Genomic DNA, 12,317 nt, shown 5'->3' on the forward strand with positions numbered 1-12,317 from the left:
CGCGAACCCGGAAGGCGCGTCATCGTTCAGCCCTCCGCCAATAGCCTTCGACGAGCGCCAAAACGCGCAATGTCGGCGATGCATGGAGCACCTCTTCGTCGGACGCCAGGCTCTCGATATTGATGGATTTGAAGACAAGCGCTGTCGGATTGGTCTCGGTGGCGAACAGTATCTTCTGAAGAGGTTCGATGGTGCTGTGAAATAGAATCCGCATTTCGACGGTGCCGCCGGCCGGGTCGTCCTCTTCGGACGCGACGAATTCGAACTGCGAGACCACAGCACCGTTCTGGCCGATGATATCCGTGACGAGCCTCTGAAGCTCGGCGCCGGCGATCGCGGGCGTGTTTCCCTGCAAATAGACGCGTGCGCTCGCGCTGTCGCCTTCGCTTCCCGCGCCGCCGCCAAGCGCAGATAGCCTGGATTTGAGTGCTTCGGCCAGGGCCGTGTCGTTCCTGCTCTGCTCGCCAAGACGAGACACGACAGTCGCACTCCACGCAGCCGTCAGGACCGGCAGCACCACCAGACAGGAAAGCGCAGCAACCGTTGCTGCCGTGACACGTCGCGCGCTGGCGCTTGATGCGCTCATGGCCGGCCCTTTTCCGAGAGATGCGCCAGGATCTCGAACCGCTCCAGTTTGCTGTCGTTGTCGCGAACGATCGGCGCGGAAAAACCGGCGCCCTCCAACATATCCGAACCTTCGAGCAGGCTGATCAAATCGGCAGCGTTTGTGGAAAGCCCTGTAACGCGGACATTACGGTCCTCCACGTCGAGAGCGGTAAGGTAAGTGGTGTCCGGAACGCGGCTGGAGAGCTCTTCCAGCAGCAAGACCATGGGAACGGCGTCCCATTTACGCGCCACGTCGAGCCCGGGATCGTTCGTCGCTTCCGCCTCCTTGCGAGCCGTCTCGACGGCGCCACGGAGGCTTGCAAGAGACGCCTCGATACGGGCCGTTTCGGCGACAGCGTGATTGACGCTCCAGCCAGCGCAGGCCAGCAGGGCCACACCGGCGGCTGCGAGCAGGCTAAGGCAAACCAGGGCGTTGTGCCGTCGCCTCGCGCGCACGGCCGCCTTGGCGCCCGGCAAAAGATTGATCGCGCTTGGGCGATCCGACGGGTCCGACGCAAGCCCCACAACGACGGGGGTAATGCCGACGGACTGGAAGGGCTCGATTGCGCTGCGCACCGCGGTCAGCGACGTCGCGACAAGCCGCACGTCGAACTGGCCTGAAAACCGGGCGGCCTCGCTCTCCTGGATGTCGTAGTCGTACACCATCTTCTCTGACGGCCACGGCATGATCTGCTCGACCTGATGGCGGATGATTGCCTCGATGTGGCCACGGCTGGCCGCGGGCAGCCGCAAGGAACGCACCACAACTCCGTCACCCGCCAGACGCAGCTCAACCGGGCGTGTGCCGACTATCTTGTTCAGCCACCCGTCGCGCAAGTCGGCGCGCGTGCCATCTGCCTTGTGCGCGGGTCGGGAGCGGCCGACGCGATAGCAGGCAAGCTTCGTCCCTTCATCGACAAGAAGAAATGTTCCGCGCGCTGTGCGCGGGATACCCATCGTCGCCTGCCACGACGTCATCTCGTCGAGAAGTACCGCCATCGCGCGCTTGAAGTATGCGCCAAGAGCACTCATCCATTCCGCCCCGCCATCAACGGGCCCCCCGACCAGCAGGCGCCCAGTCGTACACAGCATAGCCTTTCGCTTCGTCTTCGGCATCCGCTATGATGACGTGAGCAGCACTTGTTCTGCCACTTTCGCTGCGAACCACGACGTCGAGCCGATACACTTTTGGTGCCTCCAGCGTGACGAAGCTGTCGTACCGCTGCGACAGCTCTCGCAGTTCGCCATCTTCACCTTCTGCACCAGGCGCTTCAACAGATCTCAAGGCGGAGGCATCCGCATTGCTCATCTCGGGTATCGCCATCAAGACACGGCGTGAGGTTGCAGCTGGATAGAGCAGGCCCGTGCGGTTGTAGACCGTGACAAACGGTTGAAGACGCACATAGTCGGCTTCGCTCAAACCACGAACGAAGCGCAACTCGTTTACGGACTGGAACGCGACATTGGCCGGGAGACCGATTGCATCGCTTGCCAGATAGTCCGTCCGCTCGGCGCCGCCCGTCGTTCTTTCATCGTCCTCGTCACGCCAGTCGACGACCCGGGCGGCGAACGACCTGGGTGAAAGCGACTGCCCTCCTGCCGCCTTGAATACACCCTCCAGCAATTCGCGTGGTGACGCATTGAGATCGACCCGTCCGGCCTCCGCCGAAACATGCAGGATGACGCTACCGCTCGGCAGGCGAATTGTCCTGCCGTCCACCGATGCGGCGTCGACATCCGCAAGGAAGAGAAGATACCCGGCGGCTGCAACGCCGCTCTCCATAAGGTTCTCCATCACGAGGTCGTCGGCGCCGAGCTTCGTCAACACAAGCGCCGGCCTCGACAACAGCACCAGCATCGACACGATCGCTGCGAGCAGACCGCTGACAACAAGAACGGCGAGCGTGGCAAATCCGTCATCGCGCCGCATTGCCGCCTCCCGCGCACGATTCTCCGTCGCGACAGGCCGAAGGCGAGTCGACGTGCGGCGACATCATCAGCGTCAGCGGTTGCCGCCGTTCGTCAGACCTGTCCCAGATCTCCAACCGAACAATGTCGGGGAGCTTCGGCTGCGCAATCCAGGATCCAGTCCAGATGGTTCCGCGCTCAGTCGTTTCGGCGAAGGAAAAGCGCCAACGCCACGCCCCTTCGAATATCGCGATCGGTGCGGATGCTCGGGCTCGTTCGAAGGTCACCTGCCCGGGAACGCGTATCGCCGACGACCTCAAGAGTGCTGGCGGCCTGGACCTCACCGCAATCCACACCAACTGATCCGGCTCAAGTTGCGGATCGGTTCGCGTGGCGAACCCGAGCGCATCGCCGCTGCCGTAGAACAGGAGCGGCGCATTCGCTTCCGTTCCCGTCTTGACTGCAGCGATCTGCGCAAAATCCCTTCGCATTGCGGCAAGGCCGGTCGCAAGCTCTTCAAGCGTGGCTGCACCTTGCGAAGCGGCGGCGGACGACCGTGTCACGAGCGAAACCGTGAGCATGAGTGCGTGCAGGACCAGCGCGGTTAGCATCAGCACGACCAGCGCCTCAAGGAGTGCGAAGCCTTCGTCTTTCGGTGCGCGGACACTGTTCATTGGCCGCCTCCGACCAAAAGACGGTCAACAGCTAGGACGCGCGACGCGGAGATCTCGACGTTAAGCCTTGCTTCAAGCAGCACGCGACCGTTGCTCGGCGGCGCGTCGGCGACCGCGGCTGGCGCGACAACCACGCGCCATCGGTGTCCCCGCACCACGCCGGAAAAAGCTCCCGGCCGCATGCGACCGCTTCGTAGCTCCCCCGCCAAAACTTCTTCGGCGACCAGTCTCGCCTCCAGCCAGGCACGGGAGTGGCCGATCGACGTCCGGGCGGATACAAGACTGCGAGGAACGACCGAGACCACGGCCGCAAGGATTGCGACGGCAACCAGAACCTCCAACAGGGTGAACCCCGCGTCGGAACGGCGCTCGTCTTCGGGTCTATTGGGTTGGACAACGAGCGGGATCATCGAGGCATCCTCAGTCAACCTCCGACAGCATGACGCCTGACGTCAGCGGGTTGACCGTTATGTGATAAGTCAAGTTGCTCCCCGTAATGCTCAATACGCCGCCGAGCGCGCGCCCATCCTCCAGAAAGACAAACCCAAGACGATCGGCCGATCGCAGACGGCCGGAACTCACGATCCTCATCGTCGTGCCTTCGGGCAAAACCACCTGTCGACCCGAAGCCCCTGAGGAAACCGTCCTGCGTTGCGGGTCGACGGAACACAGGATCGGTCGTCCCTGTTCCATCGCCGTGTTCCTGCCGTGCCGCAAAAGTGCGGCGATCTCGGCTGTGCGTACCTTCAGGCCGATGGCGCGGCTCGCCCGCGTCAGGAATGGAAACGACATTGCCGCTACAAGCGCCACGATGACGAGCGCAGCCAGGATCTCGAGCAACGCAAATCCGCTGTCGTATGCCGCGTCATTGCTGAATGGCGATGTCGGCCGCACCATCGGCGCCCCCCTCGACGCCGTCGGCGCCATAAGAGATGATCTGCGGCCTCCCCTTGTCACTGATCCGATATTGATACGGGTTACCCCACGGATCGAGCGGCACGGATGCCTGCTGGATGTAGGGACCTTTCCAGCGCTTGATCGAAGCACCGTCCACCAGCGCATCCAGGCCCTCCCGTTCGGTCGGGTAGCGCGCCACGTCGAGATAGAAGAGATCGAACGCCGAGGTGAGAGCCTCGATCTGGAGCTTTGCCGCGCGGACACGCGCTTCGGAGAGATATCCGAGCACCCGCGGCGCGGCGATGCCGGCGACGAGGCTGAGGATGATCAGAACAACCAGCAACTCGAGCAGCGTAAATCCGCCTTCTCCCTCGTCGTGCCTCTGTCGGCAGGCGTTAAGTTTGGGTGGGGTCGTGCGACGGAGTGTTTTCATGGGGGTCACAGCAGCAATTCGTTCAGACTGAGCAAGGCGGTGATCACCGAGACGATGATCCAGGCGATGAAGGCGCTGATTGCCAACAGCACGATCGGACCCGCTATCGCGGTGGCGCGCGCGATCGATCGGTCGAGTTTCGTTTCATAGTAGGTTGCGACCCGCCATGCCGCCTTGTCGGCCTCTCCGATTGTTTCGCCGACGCGCATCATCTGCAGGCCGTAGGCAGGCAGAAAGTCAGTGCGCGTGAGCGCATCGGTAAGGCGGCTCCCGTCGCGGACGTCAGCGAGAACTCCCGCTACGAGGTTGGCGGAGCTTGTATCCCGCATGAGATCTCGGATAAGCCGGAGTGCAGTCGGAAGGTCGACGCCACTTTTGCTCAGCATCGCAAGCGTCGAACAGAAGACGACGGCGCGCTGCTGCATGAGCAGGGTGTCGAACCCAGGGATGTGGCGAAGCAGGGAGATCAAAGCCGCTTTTACCTTGTCGCTGCGGGCTCCTATGATGCCGGCGCCGGCCAGAGCCACTCCTGCGAACGCCAAAAATGTCCTGTGTCCGACGGCAATGCGTGACAGCGTGAACACCAAAGGTTCCGATCCGCGCGACGCGTTGCCCGTTTCGACAAGAGCTTGATCGAACTGTGGAACCACGACGATGAGCACAAAGAAGAACACGCCGATCGCGGCAAGCAGCAGAAGGCAGGGATAGGCAAGTGCTGCGGCCAGCCGACGGTTGAGTTCACTCTGACGCCGCCGATCCTGAGCAATCACCTGCAGGGTTGCGTCGAGATTGCCGGCGACTTCCGCGACCTCCACCATTTTGACGTAGGTTCTCGGGAAGGCCTTGGGGTAAGCGGCAATCGCCTCGCCAAGACTGTGCCCTTTCGATATCACTTCCCACATCGAATAGACGATGCCGGAAAGCGCCCGGCGTTTGGTCGATTGATAGATGATCTGAAGAGCCCGATCCAAGGCAACGCTGCCGGAAAGCAGGGCCGCAAGATCCTCGGTCAGCGCCGTTACATCTTCGTATGAAGGCCCACTGCCCGTGAGGATAGGGGCGTGCCGTGCGGAGGTGGATCGGTTCACCTCTTCTATGTCGATCGGCAGAAGCGATCTGCGCTCCAACTCAGTCATCATCATGCTGCTTGAAGCCGCGTCCAGATAGCCCTCTAGTACGTGTCCGGACTGGTCGATAGCCCGATACCGAAAGCTCGGCATAACCATTCACCACCATCGGAGTTCTGTATGCCGACAAAGACTCAACCTTGGCGATAAGGCCGGATCGAATACTAAGCCCAAGGTAATTATAAGAGAATGTCGGATATCCTCAACAGAGAAACATTGGAAAACCGGCAGACTGGAACAAATCGTTCGATCTAAGTCGGAATATTCATAAGACTAAAGTCTGCTCTAATCATTGTGATCACAAGTGTCGGGGCGTATTATTTTGTTGAAATCCAAATCGGAGGACCATGGGCTACATTTTATAGGGGCGGATTAAATGTACATCTCCAACGATGCGTCGCGGGCGCGACAAAGAGAAGCGCAGCTCGCACGGGAAAACCGTGCCGAGATTGCAAGAGCAATCAACCAGGAACAGGTGACACGTCGCGAACTGTTGCGATGGGGCATCTTCACCGCGAGCGGAATGCTCGCGATGAAAAACGGGCTCAGTCCCTTTGCGAAGAGCGCCTATGCGGCGGTACCCACCGGGGCGCCGCGCACACCGCTTTTCGGCGTCAAGAAGTTCTCACAACCCATGTATCGTCTGCACCTGCTCAACCCCGTGCCGATGACGCGCACGTCGCAGGGGCATGCGGCGTTTCCAGCGCATCTGGCTGAACGGCCGGCGAAGCGACTGTCCTATCACACCGACTTTTCGGCCGATCCGACAAACAGGCAATTCATCAATCCGCGGACCTACCGTGGTCCGATCGAAGGGCGCCCTCCGGGAGAGATCTTCGCGCATCAGCGCTGGGACGAGTACTTCCCCAAAGTGGGTTACATCATGAGGCTCGGACAAATTGCGCAAGGCGGGGGTGGATACTTCCACGACCACTTCCCGCTGCAGCAGCCAGACAGCGTCTGGTGTTATGGTGGCGGCAGGACCGGCGAATGCAATCTGCCTCCGTTCCTGATCAAGGGTCGCTACGGCGAACCCATCATCACGCGGATCTACAATGACCTACCCGCCAACCGGGCACAGAACAACGGCTTCGGCCGCAACGAGACCCAGCTTCACTTCCACAATGCACACAATGGCGCGGAAAGCGACGGCGCGGCGAATGTGCACCACTTCCCAGGCACGTTCTACGATTACCGCTGGAGCACCACGCTTGCCCGACGCGACAAGATCAACACCCAGGCCACCGATCGGCGGGCGTCAGGCCCGGACGACAGCACCGGCCTCGTCAACGTGCCGGGAGACTTCCGCGAACTGCAGGGATCGTTGTGGGCGCACGACCACCGTTTCTTCTTCACGGCGGAAAACGTCTACAAGGGCAATCTGGGTGCGATCAACTATTACAGCGGCCCTGACCGAGGCAACGAAGAGCTTGCAGACGGCGTCAATCTCCGGCTGCCCAGCGGCAAGCTTCTGGGTTGGGGGAATATCGACTTCGACGTCAACCTGGTCTTTTCCGATTGTGTATGCGACGCTTCGGGCCAACTCTTCTTCGATATTTTCGATACGGACGGAATGGTCGGCGACGTGCCGCTGGTCAATTTCGGCTATGCGCCATTCTTCGAAGTCCTGCCGCGAAAGTATCGATTCCGCGTCCTCAACGCCTGCATGTCGCGTTTCCTGAAGCTTGCGCTGGCGGATGCCAAGGGCAATCCCGTGCCGATCAAGTTCATCGCCAATGACGGGAACCTTGTTGTCACACCCCTGACCCTGACCTCCCTCCCCGTCCAAGGCATGGGAGAGCGGTACGATATCGTCGTCGACTTTTCTGGCTTCCGGGTGGGCGACCGGATACGGGTCGTCAATCAGGTCCGCCATGACGATGGGCGCGGGCCCAAGGAGGAACTCAGCCTGGTCAAGGCGATCAAGGGCGACACCAAGGACCCGGTCGTCGGGCCGATGCTTGAATTCCGGGTGGTTAGTGCCGTCGAAAGCGTCGATGTGCCCGGCGTCATCCACCGTGCCACCGACCCGGACGTCAGCCGCGTTCCGCTGCAACTGACCGAACAGATACCGATCGTAACGCCAGTACGCACGCGGGTCGTCGAGTTCGGCAGATCAGGAGAAGGCGATTCCCGCGGGCCTGACGGGTGCGTTCCCGATTGCGGTGAATACGTCAATTTCCCCTGGACCATTCGTATCAATGGCGAAACGTCGCATTCCATGAATGCCAACCGAATTTCCCTGCTGGTCCCGAAGGCCGGCGAGGTCGAGCACTGGACCTATCGGAACGGCGGCGGCGGCTGGGATCATCCCATTCACCTCCACTTCGAGGAGGGCGTCACCATTTCGCGCAAAGGGCTAAAGCTCGAAGCGACCGAGGCTTTCCAGCGAAAAGATGTCTGGCGGCTCGGTGAAAACGGCAGCGTCACCTTCCAGGTGCAATTTGGTGAGTTCGGAGGGTCCTACGTCAACCATTGTCACAACACCATTCATGAGGACTTCGCAATGCTGGCGCGACTTCAGTTGCTGACCGGAGTTGCCGGCTCGCCGCAAACTGCCGTGACCCCGACCCCTAATCCCACCCCGGACGGCGTCGTTTTCACGACCCCGGAGATCCTGCCGGAAGGTGCGCCCAAGGGTTGGAGAGACAGCCAGCCGGTTCAGGCAGCGCAGCTCTCAGGCATGGTCACGCCGTAAAGGCTTGGCCGCGCCGGCCAACCAGAGAGACGTTTATCCTCGTTGCGTCAGCCTGGCGCGCGCTCCGCGCCGGCCTGCCTGCTGTTTGGAGATCCATATGAAACGATGGTTGGCCGCCGTCGCGGCGATAATCGCGATCCTTCTGTTCAGTCCAGGCGGACCGGAGGCCAAGAGCTCGCGTTGGGGAAAGGACTATTTCCCCAACGTCGACGTCGTCACTCAGAATGGCGAAAGGGTTCGCTTCTATGACGATCTGATCAAGGACAGGATCGTCCTCATCAGCTTCATCTTCACCAGCTGCACCGATCTCTGTCCGCTGACGACAGCGCGCATCGCCCAGGTGGTGGACAGGCTGAGGGACGAAATCGGCAAGAACATTTTTGTCCTCTCGATCACCGTCGACCCTGAAAACGACACGCCAGAGAAACTGAAAACCTTCGCCGACGCCTTTTACAGCGGCCCCGGCTGGACATTCATCACCGGGAAACCAGAGGACATTCGTGCCATCAACTCAAAGCTCGGCAACAAGAGCGATGTGGCGACCCAGCACCGCAACGAAATCGTTCTCGGCAACGACAAAACGGGCGAATGGACGAGAAACTCACCCTTCGCCGACCTCGAAAACCTGGAGCTTGCCATCCGTGACATGGATCCGGACTGGCGGGACAGCCGTCACGTTCCTCAGGATGCCCTGGCGGCGAACCATGACCCGCAAGACCTGACGATCGGCCGTGAGCCCGGGCAGGTGCTGTTCAAGAAGATCTGCGCGCCTTGCCACACCGTGGGCGTCACCGATCACATCGGTCCCGATCTCCTCGGCGTCACGGACAGGCGTGATCGCCTGTGGTTGTCGGAAATGATCATGCATCCGGCCAGACTGCGCGCAAAGAAAGACCCGACCCTCGCCGAACTCGACGCGAAATACAAAGGTGTCCGCATGCCAAATCTCGGCCTGTCGGCGAGCGACGCATCGGATCTCATCTCGTATCTGGCCACCAGGACGGCGCAGATCAACGAACTGCGAGCCCAACCCGAGGAGCAGCATCTCCACACAGCGCAAGGCGGGGCTCATCACGAGCACAAATAATCCGGAAGGCCGCTCTGGCTGCAGAGCGCGGGAACGCCGGACCGCCACATCACCGAGATGCGGCGGATGTTGCCGCGGAGCTGCGGCGCTAATCAAGCAGGGCCACGGCCTCCACTTCGAACAGCATGCCGTCGACCGCCAGTTTGGGCACCGGGATCAAGGTCTGCGCCGGCAGCGCTTCGCCGAACATTTCCTTGACGCTCTCGGTCAACACCCCAAGCTTGGACATATCATGGTCGACCACGAAAACCGTGAGCTTGGCAACCCGATCTGTCCGGGCGCCGAGCGCATCAAGGGCAGCGCGCAAATTCGCGTAGCCCTGCTTAACCTGAACAGCGAAGTCGGGCGACAAGGCTCCGGTGCTGTCTTGGCCTCCCTGCCCGGAGATGTAGGCGACCCGGCCTTCGCGCGGCATGATCACCGCCGTGCTGTAGCCGTTCGGCGTCGGGTCGTAGAGTGTCTGTGGATTGACGATGGTCAGCTTGCGATCTTTCTCATTCGCTGGCGCCACCGTGGGAACTGCCATGGCCATGATGATAACCCCTCCGATAAGCACATGCTTGATTGTGCGTGACATGATTTTCTCTCGGCCTTGAGAACCGCGAGCGATGGACCCTCGTGGTCTGCAGGATTGAATTTTAGCTCGTTACAAGGATTGACTCGTACGCTGTACGATTAAATTACATCGTACAGCGTACGAGTCAATCGGTGAGTATCGACATGCGTCGCATTGTCGGCTTAGAACGACGTTCTGATCAGCGGGGAAAGCGGATGGCAGCCAAACGCAGCAGCGCGCAGAGCAACCGGTCTCAACGGAAGAATGTATCACTCCAGTCCGTGCAGGAACCACACGGTGACCCCCCTCTCTCTCTGGATCGGATCGTGGCCACCGCGGTGGAGCTGCTGGACGCCGAAGGGGTCGACGGATTGAAGATGCGTCGGCTGGCCGATCGCCTCGGCGCGGGCGCGATGAGCCTGTACTGGCATGTCGACAACAAGGAGGAGGTCTTTGATCTGGCTCTCGATGCGGTGCTTGAATATCGCGGACCTCTGCAAGCGGACGAGCCTGAAGACTGGCGCAGTGATGTTGTTCATCTGCTCCAAGACTGGCGCGCAAGCATGCTGCGCCATCCCTGGTCGGCGTCACTGCTATCGCGCCGGGCGCTCGGCCCGAACATCCTCAATCGCCTGGAACTGCTGGGCAAAATCCTGTCGAGAGCCGGTGTAGCGGACGCAGATCTGAACGTCGCGATATGGTCGTTGTGGAATTATGTGATGGGCGCCACGATCACCCGGGCGAGCTTCGGCCTCTCGGACAATGATCAGGTCGCCGCGCAACAGCGCCTTACACGCCTTAGCGAACACTATCCGACAATCGAACGCTCTCGTCTGCTGTTGGACAACGATTGGGACGGCACGTTCAGGAAAGGCCTCGACTTCCTGCTTGATGGGCTCTCACCCGGCCAAAACTCCGGTTCGGGATGATGCCGCAACTGGGCAGCGCCGCGCGCTTGCCCGATCGAGGCGAAGCAACCGGAGTTGTTATCCGGCGCCGTCATGACACGGCGCCATTTCGTTTTCTTTCGTTGTCTGCCTCCGGGGCTCATGCCCAAAAGGTCAGGACGCCTGATTGACCTTCAGCTTCGCCTGCTCGAGCACCCAGTACTCCATGTCGAACAGATCAGCTTCTCCAATCGGCGTGTAGCGGCCGTAGGATTCTGCAGCATTGATCGCCCGTGTTGCCTGCTCGCACAGGTCTCCTGCGATCCGCGCGGCTTTGGCGTTTCCTCCGATTGCGAACATACCTTCGCCGCGCACGACCACGACGCGTGGATAGGCATCCAACATGGTCTTTGCATCAGGCGTTCGGCCGGCATTCCGCTGAAAATACGCGCGGTATTCGGCGCGATAGCGTTCAACTGCTGCCGCGATCTCGTCCGCATCCGCTTCTGGTTCGATTATCATCGGCCACGGCTTGATGCGGATGACGTGATCCGGCGTTACCGTACCTCTTCGAGAAACACTCTCGAGATCACCCCGCAACGCGTAGGTGCGAATGGCTGGCGTCGAGCGAAAGTCGACCGACAACGCGTGTTCGAAGGGGGAGCCGGCGCCAGCCAATGCCTTGGTCAGCCGCGCCGTCAGACCGGCGTCAGCCACTCGGTCATTTGGCTGGGGGCCCGTCAGCACAACTTCTTTTCGGGCAAGCTCCTGTTCCGCCATATCGACGAATTCGATCATCAGTTCGTAGGATGCGCGGGCCGTGCCGGCGAAGGTGAACAGGCCGTGGTTTTCGAGCCAGAGGCCTTCGCAATCGGGGTGAGCCTGAAAGATACGATCTGCTTCGATAGACAGGTCAAAGCCCGGCATCACATAGGGCACGTAGGCGACCCGGTCGCTGTAGATGCGCACAACAGTATCGCGCATATCGGGTTGGTCCGCCAGCGCGAGGATCGCGGTTGCATGCGTGTGGTCAACGAAGTCGTGCGGGATGAAGGCATGCAAAAGCGCCTCCACCGAGGGATTGGGTGCGCCGGCATCCAACAGATTGGTGCGCAGCAAGGCGACCATGTCAGGGTCGGAAAGCCTGGGCCCGTCGCGCGCGGCCAGAAGTTCCGGCAGCCGTACCGCCGGCAGACCCGGCGCCTCGATGGTGTCGAGATCCCAGCCGCTGCCCTTGATATGCATAAGGGCGCTGCCGTCCTCGCCTCTCACCTTGACCGAGGTATTGCCTCCGCCGTGCAGCACGAGGTCTGGATCGCCACCGATGATGCGCGAGGTATAGATGCGCAGCCCCAACGCTTCGCTATGGCCGGCGGACCGGGCGGCCTCCACGTAACGGTCGGCGTCGATGTCGTTCCAGCGGCTCTTCATGATGGTTTTCCAT

13 protein-coding genes are annotated in these 12,317 nt (G+C 61.0%); 3 read left to right on the forward strand and 10 right to left on the reverse strand.

Annotated elements, in window-relative coordinates; translation table 11 throughout:
• Positions 1 to 19: 19 nt before the first annotated feature.
• The 8 genes from gspM to AC07UR_RS26875 are packed head-to-tail and all read right to left on the reverse strand — an operon-like array spanning position 20 to position 5,744.
• Positions 20 to 586, reverse strand: coding sequence for a type II secretion system protein GspM (gene gspM / locus AC07UR_RS26840; protein WP_209789822.1), 567 nt, complete (start codon positions 584 to 586; stop codon positions 20 to 22).
• On the reverse strand, positions 583 to 1,638 hold the full coding sequence (locus AC07UR_RS26845; protein ID WP_209789823.1) for a PilN domain-containing protein: 1,056 nt from the start codon (positions 1,636 to 1,638) through the stop codon (positions 583 to 585). Before AC07UR_RS26845 ends, gspM begins: the two co-directional genes overlap by 4 nt.
• Before the next feature lie 16 nt (positions 1,639 to 1,654).
• Positions 1,655 to 2,536 (reverse strand): type II secretion system minor pseudopilin, encoded by an 882-nt coding sequence (locus AC07UR_RS26850; RefSeq protein WP_173423991.1) that lies wholly within the window; start codon positions 2,534 to 2,536, stop codon positions 1,655 to 1,657.
• Positions 2,523 to 3,188: a PulJ/GspJ family protein gene (locus tag AC07UR_RS26855; RefSeq protein WP_209789824.1), complete on the reverse strand. Its 666-nt coding sequence runs from the start codon at positions 3,186 to 3,188 to the stop codon at positions 2,523 to 2,525. The genes AC07UR_RS26850 and AC07UR_RS26855 overlap by 14 nt, the downstream gene beginning before the upstream one ends.
• On the reverse strand, positions 3,185 to 3,598 hold the full coding sequence (locus tag AC07UR_RS26860; protein WP_209789825.1) for a prepilin-type N-terminal cleavage/methylation domain-containing protein: 414 nt from the start codon (positions 3,596 to 3,598) through the stop codon (positions 3,185 to 3,187). Before AC07UR_RS26860 ends, AC07UR_RS26855 begins: the two co-directional genes overlap by 4 nt.
• A gap of 10 nt (positions 3,599 to 3,608) precedes the next feature.
• Complete coding sequence (locus tag AC07UR_RS26865) at positions 3,609 to 4,085, reverse strand: prepilin-type N-terminal cleavage/methylation domain-containing protein (protein ID WP_209789826.1); 477 nt, start codon at positions 4,083 to 4,085, stop codon at positions 3,609 to 3,611.
• Positions 4,054 to 4,518, reverse strand: a complete 465-nt coding sequence (gene gspG, locus AC07UR_RS26870; RefSeq protein ID WP_209789827.1) for a type II secretion system major pseudopilin GspG — start codon at positions 4,516 to 4,518, stop codon at positions 4,054 to 4,056. The genes AC07UR_RS26865 and gspG overlap by 32 nt, the downstream gene beginning before the upstream one ends.
• 5 nt (positions 4,519 to 4,523) lie before the next feature.
• The gene (locus AC07UR_RS26875; RefSeq protein ID WP_494700211.1) at positions 4,524 to 5,744 is read right to left on the reverse strand and encodes a type II secretion system F family protein; all 1,221 of its coding nucleotides are present in this window, start codon (positions 5,742 to 5,744) and stop codon (positions 4,524 to 4,526) included.
• A 277-nt stretch (positions 5,745 to 6,021) separates the two neighbouring features.
• Between AC07UR_RS26875 and AC07UR_RS26880 the strand changes: the two genes are divergently transcribed.
• Positions 6,022 to 8,343 (forward strand): multicopper oxidase family protein, encoded by a 2,322-nt coding sequence (locus tag AC07UR_RS26880; protein ID WP_209789829.1) that lies wholly within the window; start codon positions 6,022 to 6,024, stop codon positions 8,341 to 8,343.
• Positions 8,344 to 8,440: 97 nt separating this feature from the next.
• Positions 8,441 to 9,430, forward strand: coding sequence for an SCO family protein (locus AC07UR_RS26885; protein ID WP_209790265.1), 990 nt, complete (start codon positions 8,441 to 8,443; stop codon positions 9,428 to 9,430).
• 88 nt (positions 9,431 to 9,518) lie between these two features.
• Here AC07UR_RS26885 and AC07UR_RS26890 read toward each other — a convergent pair whose 3' ends face one another.
• Entirely contained in the window at positions 9,519 to 10,007 is a 489-nt protein-coding gene (locus tag AC07UR_RS26890) for a RidA family protein (RefSeq protein WP_209789830.1), read from the reverse strand.
• Positions 10,008 to 10,201: 194 nt separating this feature from the next.
• Here AC07UR_RS26890 and AC07UR_RS26895 point away from each other — a divergent pair, with 194 nt between their 5' ends.
• Positions 10,202 to 10,915, forward strand: coding sequence for a TetR/AcrR family transcriptional regulator (locus AC07UR_RS26895; RefSeq protein WP_209789831.1), 714 nt, complete (start codon positions 10,202 to 10,204; stop codon positions 10,913 to 10,915).
• Between the two features lie 132 nt (positions 10,916 to 11,047).
• Here AC07UR_RS26895 and AC07UR_RS26900 read toward each other — a convergent pair whose 3' ends face one another.
• Entirely contained in the window at positions 11,048 to 12,304 is a 1,257-nt protein-coding gene (locus AC07UR_RS26900) for a class II aldolase (RefSeq protein WP_209789832.1), read from the reverse strand.
• Between the last annotated feature and the right edge of the window lie 13 nt (positions 12,305 to 12,317).

The organism is Ensifer sp. GW821-FHT05G01 (assembly GCF_059419585.1).